General features: G+C 46.9%; 15 protein-coding genes. All 15 read right to left on the bottom strand.

The features are described from left to right. Positions 1–47: 47 nt before the first annotated feature. The 15 genes from L0U89_RS13655 to L0U89_RS13585 all read right to left on the bottom strand — a co-directional run bounded on the left by L0U89_RS13655 (position 48) and on the right by L0U89_RS13585 (position 16,069). Positions 48–1,646: a GMC family oxidoreductase gene (locus tag L0U89_RS13655; RefSeq protein WP_234862032.1), complete on the bottom strand. Its 1,599-nt coding sequence runs from the start codon at positions 1,644–1,646 to the stop codon at positions 48–50. An 82-nt stretch (positions 1,647–1,728) separates the two neighbouring features. Beyond that, a complete protein-coding gene (locus L0U89_RS13650) occupies positions 1,729–3,411 on the bottom strand; it encodes an AMP-binding protein (protein ID WP_234862031.1) in 1,683 nt (560 codons plus the stop codon). A 153-nt stretch (positions 3,412–3,564) separates the two neighbouring features. Beyond that, positions 3,565–4,722, bottom strand: a complete 1,158-nt coding sequence (locus L0U89_RS13645; RefSeq protein ID WP_234862030.1) for an acyl-CoA dehydrogenase family protein — start codon at positions 4,720–4,722, stop codon at positions 3,565–3,567. A gap of 222 nt (positions 4,723–4,944) precedes the next feature. Then, entirely contained in the window at positions 4,945–6,381 is a 1,437-nt protein-coding gene (locus tag L0U89_RS13640; protein ID WP_234862029.1) for a sulfatase family protein, read from the bottom strand. Further along, positions 6,382–6,825, bottom strand: coding sequence for a DinB family protein (locus L0U89_RS13635; RefSeq protein WP_234862028.1), 444 nt, complete (start codon positions 6,823–6,825; stop codon positions 6,382–6,384). Positions 6,826–6,829: 4 nt separating this feature from the next. Further along, positions 6,830–7,921 carry a 6-phosphofructokinase gene (locus tag L0U89_RS13630; protein ID WP_234862027.1) on the bottom strand — a complete coding sequence of 364 codons (1,092 nt, stop codon included), beginning with the start codon at positions 7,919–7,921 and terminating at the stop codon, positions 6,830–6,832. Positions 7,922–8,127: 206 nt separating this feature from the next. After that, positions 8,128–8,982: an alpha/beta fold hydrolase gene (locus tag L0U89_RS13625; RefSeq protein ID WP_234862026.1), complete on the bottom strand. Its 855-nt coding sequence runs from the start codon at positions 8,980–8,982 to the stop codon at positions 8,128–8,130. A 69-nt stretch (positions 8,983–9,051) separates the two neighbouring features. Beyond that, the gene (locus L0U89_RS13620) at positions 9,052–9,618 is read right to left on the bottom strand and encodes a Crp/Fnr family transcriptional regulator (RefSeq protein ID WP_234862025.1); all 567 of its coding nucleotides are present in this window, start codon (positions 9,616–9,618) and stop codon (positions 9,052–9,054) included. A gap of 202 nt (positions 9,619–9,820) precedes the next feature. Continuing rightward, a complete protein-coding gene (locus tag L0U89_RS13615) occupies positions 9,821–10,285 on the bottom strand; it encodes a nuclear transport factor 2 family protein (protein ID WP_234862024.1) in 465 nt (154 codons plus the stop codon). Positions 10,286–10,678: 393 nt separating this feature from the next. Continuing rightward, positions 10,679–11,173: a nuclear transport factor 2 family protein gene (locus tag L0U89_RS13610; RefSeq protein ID WP_234862023.1), complete on the bottom strand. Its 495-nt coding sequence runs from the start codon at positions 11,171–11,173 to the stop codon at positions 10,679–10,681. Between the two features lie 74 nt (positions 11,174–11,247). Then, on the bottom strand, positions 11,248–12,057 hold the full coding sequence (locus L0U89_RS13605) for a metallophosphoesterase family protein (protein ID WP_234862022.1): 810 nt from the start codon (positions 12,055–12,057) through the stop codon (positions 11,248–11,250). A 76-nt stretch (positions 12,058–12,133) separates the two neighbouring features. Beyond that, positions 12,134–13,078 (bottom strand): DUF1593 domain-containing protein, encoded by a 945-nt coding sequence (locus L0U89_RS13600; protein WP_234862021.1) that lies wholly within the window; start codon positions 13,076–13,078, stop codon positions 12,134–12,136. Positions 13,079–13,194: 116 nt separating this feature from the next. Beyond that, positions 13,195–14,211 carry an alkaline phosphatase D family protein gene (locus L0U89_RS13595; protein WP_234862020.1) on the bottom strand — a complete coding sequence of 339 codons (1,017 nt, stop codon included), beginning with the start codon at positions 14,209–14,211 and terminating at the stop codon, positions 13,195–13,197. A gap of 740 nt (positions 14,212–14,951) precedes the next feature. Further along, complete coding sequence (gene tnpA / locus L0U89_RS13590; RefSeq protein ID WP_234862019.1) at positions 14,952–15,386, bottom strand: IS200/IS605 family transposase; 435 nt, start codon at positions 15,384–15,386, stop codon at positions 14,952–14,954. A 353-nt stretch (positions 15,387–15,739) separates the two neighbouring features. Beyond that, positions 15,740–16,069, bottom strand: coding sequence for a hypothetical protein (locus L0U89_RS13585; RefSeq protein ID WP_234862018.1), 330 nt, complete (start codon positions 16,067–16,069; stop codon positions 15,740–15,742). Between the last annotated feature and the right edge of the window lie 2 nt (positions 16,070–16,071).

Below are 16,071 nucleotides of genomic sequence, written 5' to 3'. Positions count from 1 at the left end.
TGTTCACACATTGTTGGAAAAAATGTTCTCAGACTTACAGCGACGCTCTACCCGTGCAGGATCATATCCGCGGCTTTTTCTCCGATCATGATACAGGCAGCATTGGTATTGCCTGAGACAATGGTGGGCATAATCGATGCGTCAGCGATTCTTAGGCCACTAATTCCGTGGACTTGAAGCCTTTCGTCTACCACCGCAAACCTGTCATTGCCCATCTTGCAGGTGCCAACGGGGTGATACAAGGTTTCGAGAGTCCTTCGAATATGGGATTCCAGGGAATTTCTATCAAATGCCTTAGGTAAATAAAGCTTCCCTTCATGGAAAGACCGCAGCGATGGGGCTTCCATGACGGATTTTGCCCTTTCGAATCCCCAAAGCAGCTTTTCCAAGTCTGCCGCATCTGACAGTAGATTGGGCTGAATTAATGGAGGGGACAGCGGATCCTTGGATTTGAGTCCGATAAATCCGCGACTTTTGGGCTTCAACAGGATTACCAAGATGCTGAAGCCTGATTTTTTGGGAAAAGTCTTGATATCATAAATGTCTGTACTATAGTCAGCTGCCGTAGCGGATACGGCGAAGTGAAATTGGATGTCCTGCTTCTCATCACCCGCATTCGATGAAAGGAAAGCATTTGCCGTCAGAATGCTGTTCCCGAAGGGTCCTTTATTTAACAAAAGGTAACGGAGCATTTCCTTGCCCATTTGCAGGGGTTTGATGTAGTGATTGTCGGTTGGCACATTGGACCAAGCGGAAAGGCCTGACCAAACGTGGTCTACGAGGTTTTGACCTACTCCAGGGAGATCGTGTTTGGTGTCGATTCCAAACTTTTCCAAGTATGCACGATCGCCGATTCCCGAAAGCATCATGATCTGAGGGGATTGAATCGCCCCTGCAGACAAGATGACCTCTTTGCCACATCGAAAAGTTTCTATGCGATTGTCTTTATTGATCACTTCGACACCGATCGCCCGATTATCCTCAAGGAGTATTTTTGATACTTTCATCCCTGTCTTGACAGAAAGGTTACCACGATGGAGTACAGGTTTCAAGAAAGCGGTGGCGGTACTTTGGCGCTTGTTGTCCTTGATGGTAAACTGCAACATGGAAGCTCCAAGCTGTTCAGGCCCGTTGTAATCGGGATTTTTCCGAATACCGGCAGCTTCGCAAGCTTCGAGGAATTGTTGCCCCAAGAAGTGTGGTTGCTTGGAATAACCCACGTGAAGCGGGCCATTTTTTCCACAATAATCTCCATTATTGTCGGCGTTGTGCTCTGATTTTTGGAAAAATGGCAGTACATCCTTGTATGACCAGCCTTTGTTGCCCAAGGCTCCCCATTCATCAAAATCCGCCGGATTTCCCCTCACGTAGGCCATGGCATTGGTGCTGCTGCTGCCACCAAGAGTCTTGCCTCTTGGGATGTATATCCTCCGACCATCGACATGTTCCTGTGGCTCGGTCCAAAATGCCCAATCCACTTCAGAGCGGTGAAGCTTGGTATAGGCTCCAGGGATTTGAATCTCAAGTTTCTTGTCTTTTGGTCCGGCTTCAATCAGGAGAACCTTGTTTTTCGGATTCTCGGAAAGTCTGTTGGCAAGCACGCAGCCGGCCGAGCCCGCGCCGATAATGATATAGTCAAAGGTCATATTGGGTGTAAATGGAGAGTTATTCAAAAATTAGGAAACTTCCGGAAATAAAAAAAGCAGGTATCTCTACCTGCCTTTGTGTTTACCCCTCTAGGGTCTTTTCGTGCATCTCTTTGATCTTACGACGAAGGATCTTTCCCACGTTGGTTTTTGGCAACTCGTCCGCGAAATAGACCTCCCTCGGTACCTTGTAATTGGTCAGTTGCGTTTTGCAATGTGCTATCAGTTCCTCTGCTGTCAAGGATTTATCTTTTGCGACTACATAGGCAACCACCTTTTCCGTAGACTTGTCATCTGGCATTCCGATGACTCCCGTTTCCAAAACCTTTGGATGAAGTGCAATGGCATTTTCAACTTCGTTGGGATAGACGTTGAAGCCTGAGACAAGGATCATTTCTTTCTTCCTATCTACGATCTTCAGAAATCCGTCTTCATCCATGACCGCGACATCCCCGGTTTTGAACCATTCGCCGTCCATCACTTTGGCGGTTTCGTCCGGTCTTTGCCAATATCCACGCATTACTTGAGGACCCTTGATACACAATTCCCCACGCTCTCCAATAGGCAGGTCATTTCCATTGTCGTCAATGATTTTCACGTCGGTATTCGGCAATGGTACCCCAATCGTGCCGATCCGTTCCGTGCCATCTATCGGGTTACATGTGGCGACAGGCGATGTTTCGGTCAATCCATAACCTTCCGCCAAGGGTACTCCCGTCACTTTCTGCCAACGCTCTGCCGTGGCTTGTTGCACGGCCATGCCGCCGCCCACAGCGATTTTCAGGGAACTGAAATCCAACTTGCCGAAAGCTTCCTGGTTCAACAAACCATTAAACAATGTATTTACACCAGTGATGACTGTGAATTTATGTTTCCCAAGTTCCTTGATGAATCCAGCCATATCCCTAGGATTGGTAATCAGGACATTATGTGCACCGATTTTCATCATTGCCAGACAGTTGACAGTCAAGGCAAATATGTGATAAAGCGGAAGGGCGGTGATCACGATTTCTTCTCTTTCCCTCAACTTGGGCTTCATCCAAGCTGAGATCTGCTGCATGTTGGCGACGATATTGCCATGTGTCAATTCAGCGCCTTTGGATATCCCGGTGGTCCCACCTGTATACTGCAAAAAGGCAAGGTCATTCAGCTTCATTTCCTCCTTTCGAAACTTGGATGCACTGCCTTTGGACATCACTTCCTTCCAGGAAATTGCTCGGGCAATCTGGTACGGTGGCACCATCTTTTTGACATGCTTCACGACCAAGTTGACGATCATCCCTTTCAAGCCGCCCAACATGTCACCCAATTCGGTAATGATGATATGTTTCGCCTTGATTTCACTTTTAATCGTTTCAAGATTGGAAGCAAAATTCGCCAAAATCACCACCACGTCCGCACCTGCGTCCTCAAATTGGTGCTTCATTTCCCGTGGTGTGTAAAGCGGGTTGGCATTGACCACGACCATCCCCGCACGGAGCGTCCCGAAAAGCGCCACTGGATATTGTAGGCAATTGGGCATTTGGATGGCGACCCGGGTACCTTTCTTCAGGTTCAGATCATTCTGAAGGTAGGAGGCAAACTTTTTGGAATAATTGTCAACATCATTGAAGCTCAAGGTCTTGCCCATACATTCGTAGGCAATGGCATCACCAAATTTCTTGACACTCTCTTCAAACAGGTTGACCACCGAATCGTAAGCTTCGACATTGACTTCAGCGTCCACGGCAGTGGGATAAAATTTAAACCAAGGGAAGTTGTGCATATAGGATTTATATTTTGGGTTTTGATTGATAAAGGTTTGTAGATGAATGACTAAATATAGGCGATAATTGTTGTGTTTAAAAAAACAAAAAAACCACCTGATCTCTGTTTGAGTGGTGGCTTTGTTGTTTGCATTTCGGTTAGATTTATTACCTCATTGCAATATCTTCCTCGCGATCAATTCTTTCATAATTTCATTGGTCCCCGCATAGATCCGCTGTACCCTAGCATCTGCAAATGCCCGGGCCACGGAGTATTCCCACATATAGCCATAGCCGCCGTGCAACTGCACACATTCGTCGGAAACCCAACATTGGAGTTCGGTCATCAGATACTTGGCCGAGGAAGCCATGGCTCCATCCAGTTTTTTGGCATTGTGCAGCATCACAAGCTGATCGGAGTAGATACGGCCTTGCTCGAGTTTGGCTCCCATCTCTGCCAATTTGAACCGGGTGTTTTGGAAATCGGACACCATTTTTCCAAAAGCCGGACGGTTCTTTACGTATTCAACGGTGGACAAAAAGGCTGATTCGGCGAGCGAAACCGCTGCCAAGGCCACGATAAGTCTTTCCTGTGCCAACTCTGTCATCAAATATTTGAAGCCTTCTCCGACATTTCCCAATAGGTTTTCCTTTGGAACCTTCACATCCTCAAAAAACAGTTCACACGTATCCTGGGCATGCAAACCGACTTTTTCAAAGGGTACTCCTTTGGAAAATCCAGCCATGGAATTGTCTATCAAAAACAAGCTGATCCCTTTGGCTCCCTGTGTCGGATCTGTTTTGGCGGCTACTACGACTACATCGCAGAGGTAGCCGTTTGTGATGAAAGTTTTCGAGCCGTTGATCAGGTAATGGTCACCCTTGTCCTCTGCAGTCGCGCGAATTGCCTGTAAATCTGAACCTGCACCCGGTTCGGTCATGGCAATCGCACCGATCATTACCCCGGAAATCATCCCGGGGATGTACCTTGCCTTGGCAGCTTCAGTTCCGTAATGCAGTAGGTAGGGAAATACGATATCGCTGTGCAGCGGATAACCTATCGCGGGTCCCGAGCAACTGGAAAGCCCCAACTCCTCTATAAAAATGGCATTATAGCGGAAATCATCGATGCCCATGCCGCCATATTCCTCGGGAGCCTGCATGCAGAGGAAGCCGTTTTCGCCCAACTTCCTCCATGACTCCCTGCTGACCTGTTTGTTTTTTTCCCAAGCAGCATTGTTGGGGGTGATTTCTCGGGCAATGAAATCCCTTACACTCTGACGGAAAAGCTCATGTTCATCCGAAAAAATCGTTCTAGGCACTTGGTACATATATATTTGGGTTTGATGTTGTTCGAAATAAAAACCTAACAGATGCCGATACTCTCTGATATTGAGAGTAAAAGTAGAAAAACCCCAGTGTTCAGCCAAAGATTATTTTGTTGAACGAAGGTTATTGGATGCCGGCATGGATTTTTGCGCGGAATCAAAATGCTGAGGAGTGTTTCAACAAGAAGTCGAACGTGATGTTTTGCGCCTTTGTTATTTCGGGTTTCATTCAACCCGTCCTGGATTTCGGTTGTTCTTTCCATCCCGGTTCTGCAATGCGTCACCCATATCGATACGCGCGGATTCGGCCAAGCGCAGCATCTTTTCGACGATTTGCGATTGCTGAGCGATTACGTTTGTTGTTTCGGAAGGATCACTAGGCACATGGTAAAGTTCCATTTCTTCCATCTTGATCATGTGGTAATCGATCGGTAAGCCATCGCTTCTCGATGTTTGTCCCGGTACGAGACTTCTGTAGGAGTGGGGAAAATAAAGCTTCCAATCTCCCATGACCATTGCCTGCAGTTCATTGCGGTTGTAATAGATGAAATAGGCTTCTTGGGGACTTTTTGCTTTGGCATCCAGCATCATCGCACTGATGTCCTTTCCATCAATCGGCAGCTTCGGCAAATCCGCTTTCGTGAGCTTCGCAATCGTCGGTAGCATATCGATCGTCATCGTCGGGTTGGTCTGAAAAGTTCCTGCGGGGATTTTCCCTTTCCAATACATCAAGGCCGGCACTTTGACGCCACCATCCCAAGAAGTGCCTTTTCCTTCACGCAGCGGATATGCGAAACCCGCATGCCCCGAATAGGAAAGCCAAGGCCCGTTATCGGAGAGGAAGATAACGAGTGTTTTTTCTTCCAAGCCATTGTCCCGAAGGGTTTTCAGGATCTGTCCCACCGACCAGTCGATCTCCATCAGGACATCTCCATAAAGTCCGCGTTTCGATTTTCCGTGGAATTTTTCCGAAACAAACAGCGGCACGTGCGGCATGGGATGGGCGAGATACAGGAAAAATGGCTGGTCTTTCTTCCGCTGGATAAAATTGACGGCCCGTTCAGTCAACTCGGTTGTCAATCTGCTTTGGTCATTGTGCAGCGTGTCCACGACTTTATCATTGAAAAAAAGCGGAAGCGGGGGATAGTAGTTTTTAGTCTGTGGGTGCTGCGGCCACATGTCGTTTGAGTAGGGGATTCCATAGAATTCATCAAATCCCTGTTTTGTCGGAAGGAAAGGAGGGAGGTGTCCCAAATGCCATTTTCCAAACATGGCGGTCTGGTATCCTTGCTCTTTCAACATTTCTGCGATCGTGGTCTCCTCGGGATTCAATCCATGCTTGGCAGTATGGTCCAATGCCCCGTGGATTCCCAGCCGATTGGCATATGTCCCCGTCAGTAAGGACGCGCGGGAAGCGGAGCAAACTGCTTGGGAAACGTAGAAATTGGTGAATTTGACGCCGTTTTCGGCCATTTGGTCAAGGTTTGGGGTTGCCATATCCTTTGCTCCATAAGCACCCAAGTCCCCATAACCCATGTCATCGACAAATATGAGAACGACATTGGGACGGTCTTGCGCCATAGTGGGGAAGTTAATTGCCAAGGAAATCCAGAGCATCAGCATTCCCCATTTGAGCGGATTCCATGTTTTGACTTTGATCATCTACACATCCAATAGCCTACGGTGATAATTTACCTGTCCCAAATGATAATTGAGGTGGCTTACCAAATGGAACATAAAGAACTCATAAGTCATCGGCTCGCCAAAAACGGCATGGGGATAGGTTGCATTGAACTTATCCTCCGGAAACATCAGGATCGTTTCCGTAATGACCTGGATAGTGCTGTCGATCTGATCGAGCATGTCTTTTTTGGAAACTCCCCTCGTCGAAAATTCGGCATCCCGGTCACGCACATATCCCGAATGCCCCATTACCGTGCCGATAAAATGGTTCAGATTACCGACCAAATGCAGCACCAAGGTACCCGTCGAATTCGATATATTTCCCGCTACTTGCCAAATGACGGCTTCATTGGAATAGGCATTCAGTTCGGTCTTGAGCTTTTTCAAGTCCCTTTCAAACATGAAGATCAAGGTCTGTTTCATGGCGTTAGTCTCCAAATGTGATTCCCAATCCTTTGGCGCCTCGGACTATGAAGCTGTCGACGCCGACGTGGTTGTAGTTGCGGGTAGCTTCTTCCAGGGGCACGGAAATGAAGCTGTTGTTTTTGAAGGCCACCATTTTGCCAAAATCTCCTTCCATAACCATTTCAAATGCCTTGACCCCAAACAAGGATGCCAATACCCGATCAAAAGCGGTCGGAGTACCACCACGTTGGGTATGACCGAGGACTGTTTCCCGAATCTCTGCCCGCACGCCTGCATCTTTCAATTGCTGGGAAAGCTGGAATGCCACACCCCCGAGTCGCACATGCCGCGAACCTTCCTCGCCCTGACGCGCCACAATGCTGCCCGCCTTTGGCTTGGCGCCTTCTGCAATGACAATACAGACAAACCCACGCCCTTTCTCGTAGCGGGATTCGATCTTTTGCACGAGCTTTTCGATATCGTAGGGAATCTCAGGAATCAAACAAATCTCCGCGCCTCCTGCTATGGCCGTATGGATCGCGATCCAACCAGCATCCCGGCCCATTACCTCCATAATCATGACACGGTGGTGGCTTTCGGCAGTCGTGACCAATTTGTCAAAACTATCGGTTGCGATTTGCACGGCCGTTTGGAATCCAAATGTCATATCCGTCGCCGAGAGGTCGTTGTCAATCGTTTTGGGAACGCCGACGACTGGCAAGCCATGGTCGAAGAATGCCTTGGAAATCTTCTGGGAACCGTCTCCGCCGATATTGATTACGGCATCGAAGCCCAAGTCCTTGATGCGATCGACAAACATCTTGGTCTTGTCGACCAGTTGGATGTTTCCGTTCTCGTCTTTAACCGGATAGTGCAAAGGGTCGGCTTTGTTGGTGGTCTTGAGGATGGTTCCCCCTTTGATATGGATTCCGGCCGTCTTTTTTCCAGTCAATTTGACGATCCTGAGTGGATCCGTAAAGATGCCGTTGAAGGCTTCCATGCTACCATAAACTTCCCATTCTTTCGATTTTTTGGCTCTTTTGACAATACCTCTGATGACTGCATTCAGGCCGGGACAATCTCCGCCCCCAGTGGCCACTAAAAGTTTTTTCATTTGATTGGAGTAAATAATGATGAGAAGGCAACTTACAAAAAAGGGGAGAGATTTTTTAGGGGGCGTGGCAATTTGGCTATGCTTTCCCAGATATGTACACGATACCTGACGGTGAAACCATCTTGTCTTTTTAAGGAAAGGCTTTGTGACGGGTAGAAAATTAATGGTCTATGCAAATACAAACCATGCAGGGTGACCGGCCAAAATTAATGAAAACCCCTAATCGCCCGCACTACCGCCAGCGGTTCTTCCTCTTGCGGAAAGTGCCCACAAGATGCAAGTTTCACGACAGAGGAATTTGGAAATCCGGAAACAAACTTCTCCAGGTTATGCGGTTTGACGGCAGGATCCTTCATCCCCCAAATGAAAAGCGTGGGTTTGTCGGAGATCAAATGCCGCTTTTCCCAAAGTCCTTCAAACCAGCCTTGATCGTGCAACAAGGACCTGGCAAATGCCAAGGCGCCATTGCGCTCGCCGGGACTGCTGAAGGGTTTTGTGTATTGTTTCAGCAGGTGTTTGGGGAGCTTTTTTTCCCCAAATGAACCCGGAAGGATAAACCGCGGGGAAAAATTCAGGTACCGGTATAGAAAGGGGAGAAGCGGGCTTTTCAAAATCCGGTTTAGCTTGATGAATTCTGGATCATTTTCGCTGCTCCAAAGCCAAGAATTGAGAATGACGAGGCGCTTGACTTTTTCCGGATGGCGCATCGCAAAGTCTATTCCGATCGGACCTCCAAAGTCATGCAGCACCAGCGTGATGTTGTCAAGCTGCAGGCCGCTGACAAAACGCTCCAAGGTCTTGCTGTGGTTTTGGGTCGAATAATCGTACCGCTCCGGCTTGTCCGAAAGTCCAAAACCCATATGGTCGATCGCAAGGCAGCGGAAATTCCCGCGGAGGTCCTTGATCACGTTTCTGAAATCAAAGCTCCAAGATGGTGTGCCATGGACAAAGAGCAAAGTTTGTCCCTTTCCTTCGTCGATGTAGTGCAGCCTATGCCCGTCGATCTGGAAGTAGTTTGGGGAAAAGGGGTATTCTGAGGTATCCAACCAAGGAGTTTTCATCGCTTTCGAATTTGTTTGTGCGACAAATCTCGCGCCCTCCCGGGACCCGATTCTTGGTCTAAACCAAGATCATATCTTGATGCGGTTGTACAGCTTGCTGAAGTTGGTGGGGTCGATACCCAGATAGGATGCGATCAACTTGTGCGGCACCAATTGTAAAAGCTGCGGGCTGCGTCGGCAAAAGGCCCTGAAGCGCTCCTCTATGGTCAGGGAATGCAGCTCGACGTGCCTGTTCAGTACCCCCGCCAATACCGCTTCGGTCATTTTCCGGAAAAGCCGCTCGATGTGCTGGGATTTGTCAAAAAGGTCCTGCAGGGCATCAAAGCTGATCGATTCCATTTCGCTGTGGGTCAGGCAACTCAGGAAGTACTTCGAAGGAGCCTGAAACTGAAAGGACTCAGGAATGGCGCATAGGTTTGGCGGATAGGTGAATGCGATGACCTGGGGCTTTTCCTTCAGGTCAAAGTAGGACACCTGCACACCTTCATTGACAAAATAAAGCTCCCGCTGTACCTGTCCCGGGACAATGATGTTTTCCCCCTTTTCAAAGGATTTCCTTCCCAATCTGGCGCGCAGCAGTTCATAATCCCGGGTCGGAATATCATGGAAAAGCCGGAAGTAATCGAGTCTGTCCAATATTTAGAAAGCTTGTGTAAATCAAATATGGAAAGCTATATCTGCTCTCCGCACTTTTCGATCTCCTACTAAAACTATCAAAATATCCACTTTTTACAAAGGGTCTGAGGGGATTTTAGGGGTGGGAGTTTGCGAAACGCACAAAGTAGATGGTGTACTTGCGAAAGCGTAACAGATGACATCAACCGGATTTCAGCATATTTTACTTCGCTGATTCATGGATATGAACAATTTTCCAATGACCATCTATCCTTTTCCATACGTAGGTATAGGCACCGGTGCCAATGTCCAGAACTTTGTTATCAAGAGTAACCAGTTCAGCAAATGCGGTAAAACCTATCAATGCTGCATCTTGACCAAGCACCTGAACTACCGGATTTTCTACATTTATTTTAAAACTTTTAGTTCCTTTCATTATTTGGGCATACACTTTTTTAAATTCCTCATTGCTTCCAACCGATAATTCCATATTACGGTAATATCTAAAGCTGCTATCTGAATGAAATTCGGCTACCTTGAGCATATCTATCGTTTCCCAAGTTTGGTTATATAGGTCGGTGACAGCAATAATTTCTTTAACTATTTTTTCGGTTTTACTTTCTGTTTGCCCATAGCTAATATGGCAAGCCATGGTTATAACTATGATGATTGGAAGTGATTTTGCCAAGCTCTTAAGATTTTCCACAACTTATATATTTCTAGATTTATCTGGCTTATTAACTGAATGTCAATACCCATGTCCGGTTTCCCTACCTTTCGATCTTCTATTAAAACTATCAAATTATCCACTTTTCAACAAGGGACTGAGGGGATTTTAGGGGGAGAAGTTAAAAAGTACCAAGTACAACGTACAACGTACCAAGTATTCCGGAACCCACTAAGGAAATTGAGTTACAATTTCCGGTGCTATGGACTATGGTCTATCGACAATGAACTCCTTCAACCATCCATCGACTTCGCTCGGGAACCATGCTTCGACTGCGCTCTTGTCCCAATAACATAATAACCAATAACTTATAGCAAATAACTAATAACCACACCAAAATCCGCTTCAAACACCCTACGGCTGATTGCCGGACTGATGGTCGTAACTCAGGACCTCGCTTAGTTTCCATGTTTCCCCAACTAGGATCCACACGTGGGTAAACTTCGCCGTGCTGGTCCAGAGGTCTTCCTTGCCCGCTTCCCGCAAGTAAAAATGATGGATCCCGTGCTGGATAGTCCCGTACAATTGGCCGTTTTGGTACAGGGGAAAAACCTCCAGGCTGTTGGTATCGACTTTTCTGATGGGCTTTTGGGGTCCGCCGGCGCAGAGGTTGTTTTTCACGTTTTGGAAGAAAGTGTCCCTGTCCTGGAATCCACCTTGGTCGTGGAAAAACTTCAGGTCCGCGGCAATGTGTTCCTCCAAGTAGTCGATATCACAGCGGTTGAAGCTGCGCTCAAAAAACGTACTGTCCTGCACCTGCATGGCGCGGAAAAGGGCGCTATTTCTGTCTTCTTGGGCATGGAGCGCAAGGCTCAGCAAAAGCAATAATGCGGTGAGGGTTGGTTTCATGGTGTCATAAAGGTAAGAGAATCGAATTCTACCCCATGGACAATCGCCAGAATCAATTCAAAAGTGAAGAAAAGTCAGTTCTTGAGCGTGTGTCCATTGAGGATAGTCCCATCCTTGACAGTTTTGAGATAGCTGATGACTTTGCCGTCTTCACCCACTTCACAGACGCGGTAGGAGGGAAAGGGATTGCCCCAGTTGCCCCCGAAATGCCCAGACCATAGGAAGGGTTTTTTGCGGTAGATCATTTGCCCGTCCACGTCGTGGTCATGTCCGTGGAATGTCGCCCGCACATTCGGATAGGAAGTAACCAGGTCCAGAAAGGGTTTGCAGTCTACGCCGTGCCGAGTCCAATCATTTTGGGAGATATGGACAAATACAAAGACATGTTCGAGGGCTGAATACTCGTCCAGAATCTTTTTTGCGTAGTCAAGATCTGCGCAGAGGTATTCTCCTTTCTCGTTGGAGCAGTCGAGTAGGAGTATCCCCGATCCCTTTGCCTCAAAAGAGAAATTGGTCGTTTGTCCCATGACCTTTTGGAAGTCCTGTTCACTTACCCGGTCGTGATTGCCCCGGCAAACGTGGTGGGGGACCTGGAGTTGCCGATAGAAATCCTTCACTTCCGGCAACAGCTCCGGCTTGTCATGGATCAGGTCTCCATTAAAGACGACAAAGTTCAAGTCCTTTTCCCGGTGTATGGCATCGAAAAGGTTTTTGTGAAAGCCTTCAAAGTCTGTATTCGGTTGCCCCCAATGGCCATCTGAGGCAGTAATGAATTTGAGACGGGTGGCCTTTGGGAAATTCATTTTCCCATAAAGCACAAAGGGCATAGTCACTAATGAAGTGCCCGCCAATGCGAGTTTCTGTAAAAAAGGTCTTCGGTTCATGTAAGGAAGATAGAAAAAATACCCTCAGGATGAAATCAAAGGATGTTGCGTGATACAATTTCCCCTTGGTAATGCATCATTTTAACATTTCCATCCGCTCTTTCCAATCCTTCAAATATTCTAGTCGATGCTTATTGACGGTTTTTGCGCCCGGACGATTGTTTTCAATCAATTCGGGATCAGGTTTATCTGTCCAATAGTTTGGTCTATCATTCGATCGCATAAATGACCCTCCCCAACTTTCCCCTTCAGGATTTTCCGGATTACCCTGAAGCAGGAACAGCACACTCGGCGTATCGCCCATTTTGATATCGGGTTTTTTCTCAAAAAACAGTTTCCCGAGATGGCCGAAATCCTTCACGAAGCTTTCCACGAAGGAGCTATTGCCCCAAGGCTCCTCCTGAACCCCTCCCATGTACATGCCTCGAAAGGTGGTATTGTTTTCTATCCACCAAAAGTCCGGATGATTGTTCCAGAGGTAATCCCGCGATTTTTGGTCCTGTTGCGTGTTCCAAGAACCGATCGAATATACACGAATCAACGGTTTGATTTCGGGATGAAAATGGATGGCTTGGGCCAAATCCGTCATCGATCCCCATACCAAGACATAGACTGGTTTGCCAAAATCGATGATTTGCTTTAACATGAACTCAGCGCCGGGGCTTAGCCTTTCGGGTGAAAGAGTGGTCTGGATTTCCGTTGCTCCTTGTTTGGATACCATGCGAAGCAGACCAGGTTCGGGATAATCCAATCCACTGACTTTCATCTTAGGGAAATCCCCTTCATAGGCATCCAAGACTTCCTCGATATCGTCCAAGCGGCCTTTTCCAGGAGGGGAGGAGATGATGCCCAAAGTTTCAAACCGATCTGCGTACATTAGAAAATGAACGAGCGATTGGTGGTCATCCGGGTCGTCGCCACCAATATCCGTGGAAATGATTACGGGGATTTTTTCTTGTGAAAAGCCTGGGACAACAGCCGCAGTGAAAAAGATTACGAGGGACGACAGCAAATACTTCAATTTTTCAAAATTTGTCGGGAAGGACATTTTCTTCTCAAAATGTGATTCCGGTGTGCTCCTTTGAAAAGTTCGCGGCATGTATGGAAATGTTTCTATCACCGTATTTTTTGGGAATTTTATTGTAGTGGGATCTTTTGCGTGGCATACACTGCGCCGCCTTCTCCCTTGATTTCAAAAGTTATTTCTTGATTCTTCCAGTCGATCGTGGCCAATCCATAATTGAGCTTGGCGATTAGTTCGCCGACCCTGAACCGATTGGCTTCTTCTGCCGCGCCGCTCCAGGTATGGGTAAGCCCGCTGGAGGTGATTTCATAGATTCCTTTTGGAAAACGCGCATCCCTCAGTTGCATGATTTCGGCGATGTGCCTGTCACCGCTGAGTAAAATTGGATTTTGGACGCTGGAGGAAGCGATTACATCGAGCAGGCGCTCACGCTCATTGGGGAAATTGGCCCATTTCTCATAGGCGTGCTCTGTTGGTAAAAACTGGATTCCCGACACGATCAGGTTGATCCTAGCCGGACTTTCACGTAACTCCTTTTCCAGCCATTTCCATTGCGCATCTCCCAAAATGCCACCCTGGGGATTCGGCTGATAACCGCGATTTACACGTTCAAGCGTATCCCGAAAATAGCGGGCGTCCAAAAGAATCACCTTTACCTGTTCTCCCTCCTCACCAAAAATATGCGCCGAGTAGCCACCTTCACGGTTTCTCTCCGGGGCCTCGGCTGGGACACCGAGGAAATCAAACATAAGGTCCCGGGATTCTTTCTTTTGGGCGTAGTGCTTCCCCGCATCATTTCTGCCGTAGTCATGATCATCCCAAATACCGACAATCGGGATCTCTGCACGGAGGCGCGCATAATCGGGGTGGGCATTCTGCCGCGCGTATTTGGCACGAAGCGTGTCCATGATAGGAGAGTCCCCATAAATATTGTCTCCCATCCAAATCCACAAATCAGGACGGTCGTTGATGATTGGATTCCACAGGGGTTGGGGTACATCTTGCTTGTTGCAGGAGCCGAAAGCGATTTTTGTGATCGGTTTTTGATCTGAATTTTGCGCTCTCGTTTTGGCTGAAAGACCAATCAAAAGCACAATGGAAAAGAACAATAATATTCGTATCGACTTCATGTGGAATAATTTTCAGGGAAATTGGAGACTGAATGCTTGGAAATATACCCATTAATCAAATTTAGCAATTTGTTAATGTCTCGACCCGGTTGGACTGGTCACTATCATCTCATTTGTACAAAAAATAGGTTTTAAATTGCAACCCTGCCGGCGTTTTTACGCGGAAAATGTTTAATGCCTGTAAAAAACCAGACCATGGAGAATGGACAAGTTTAAATCCATTCCAGGGACTTCAAAAAAAGCCGCAAAATTTCGGTTTAAAACAACATGGCTTCTATTTCAACACGAAACCTTTCGTAAACAAGTAGAAACAGTGAGGTGAAAAGATTGAAGTTCCAGTTTTTTCGGAATAATATTTGGGGATTATTTGCGTGGTAAATGCGAGTTGGAAAAGCCCCAAAGGGGGGCAACGCGAATATTAAAAATCGTCCAAATGATGGGTGCCTGCGCGATCCGATCCCATAGCCCATGGTTTTAACCATGGGAAACGAAAAAACAGATTCGATTAAGTCGTTAGCAATGGATTTATCCATTTTTTTTGCTCTTACACAGCCCAAATTATTCGAAACCGTTGAAACGGTTTTTGCTCGTGTCGTCGATCCGATATTTCCCACGAATGAATACGTGGGCAATGAAAAGACCGGATGGATTTGAAATATACTCCGCAGTGCGGCCGCGTTTTTTGTTCTTTCCACAGATTTTAACGAGGTTGTGGGTGGGGGAAACCAACTGTCTCATTGCTATTCGGCGCTGAATCCGTACAATTTCAAAAATTCATCATATTCCTGCTGGAATGTCTTTTTTGTGTGATGCTGTTTTTGGTTTTGAATGTATTGAAACACCTTTTCGACGATAGATTCCGAAACAGAAAAGGCAGCATATCCCGTTTGCCAGGAGAATTTATCGCCAATTAGGTTGTTTTGATTTATAAAATGGGAGCTGCTGCCTTTGATTTGTTTGACCACCTCTGCCATAGATTTCTGTGGATTCAGTAGAAACAGACAATGGATATGGTCCGGCATTCCGTTGATGACCCTTACATGACAACCTTGTTCATTCAATTGTTCGGAAATGAACCGATGGATTTGATTTTCGACGTTCGAATGTATCAGTGGCATCCGGTCTTTGGTAGCCCAAATGGCGTGAATCCATATTTTGTTGAATGAATGTGGCATAGAAATGTAGATTTTTTTAAACCGTTAAAACGGTTGTGTGTCGTGTCATCGGTTCCTTATTTCCCACGGATAAATCCGTGGGCTATGGATGGGAAGCATCCGCATTTTTTGGAACGGATATACCAATCATATTGACTATTGTTTGTGTTCAAAAATAATTAAATCTTTAGAATAGGCCCGTGTTTTCATCATCATTATTCTAGCCCACGGTTTCAACCGTGGGGAACAGAGAAATCGAAATGCGATTTTTTTTGCAATAATGGATTCATCCATTTTCTGAATGATGGTTGTCTGCGCGATCCGGTCCCATAGCCCATGGTTTTAACCATGGGAGTGCCGTTTGGCAATTTGCCCTATTTGGAAAAAATATCCTTGTCCCATTTTCGGTATTCGTAGTACTTGGCTTTGGGTTCACCAGTCCAGCCGTTAATGCCTTTTTTCTTGGGGAGGAAATAGCCGTGGATATAAACCAAAGGCAGGATGAAGGCGGAGAGAAAAATCATCGCCACTGATCTGCCGAACATGACGGAGATACCGCAGACCATGACCAATGTCAGGAGGTATTTGCCGACCCGGCGCACTTTTGGTGTCCGCTCCTCAAAATGTCCCAGCAGGATATTTCCCAAGGCATAGATGATGCTGACTACCGCGATTTCAAACCAAAGTGATGTTGTCGTCCACATAG

The organism is Mariniradius sediminis, assembly GCF_021491425.1.
In the GTDB taxonomy this organism is placed as follows: Bacteria; Bacteroidota; Bacteroidia; order Cytophagales; family Cyclobacteriaceae; genus Mariniradius; species Mariniradius saccharolyticus.
The sequence above is the reverse complement of the archived record's forward strand: the minus strand, read 5'-3'. Positions and strand labels throughout refer to the sequence as shown.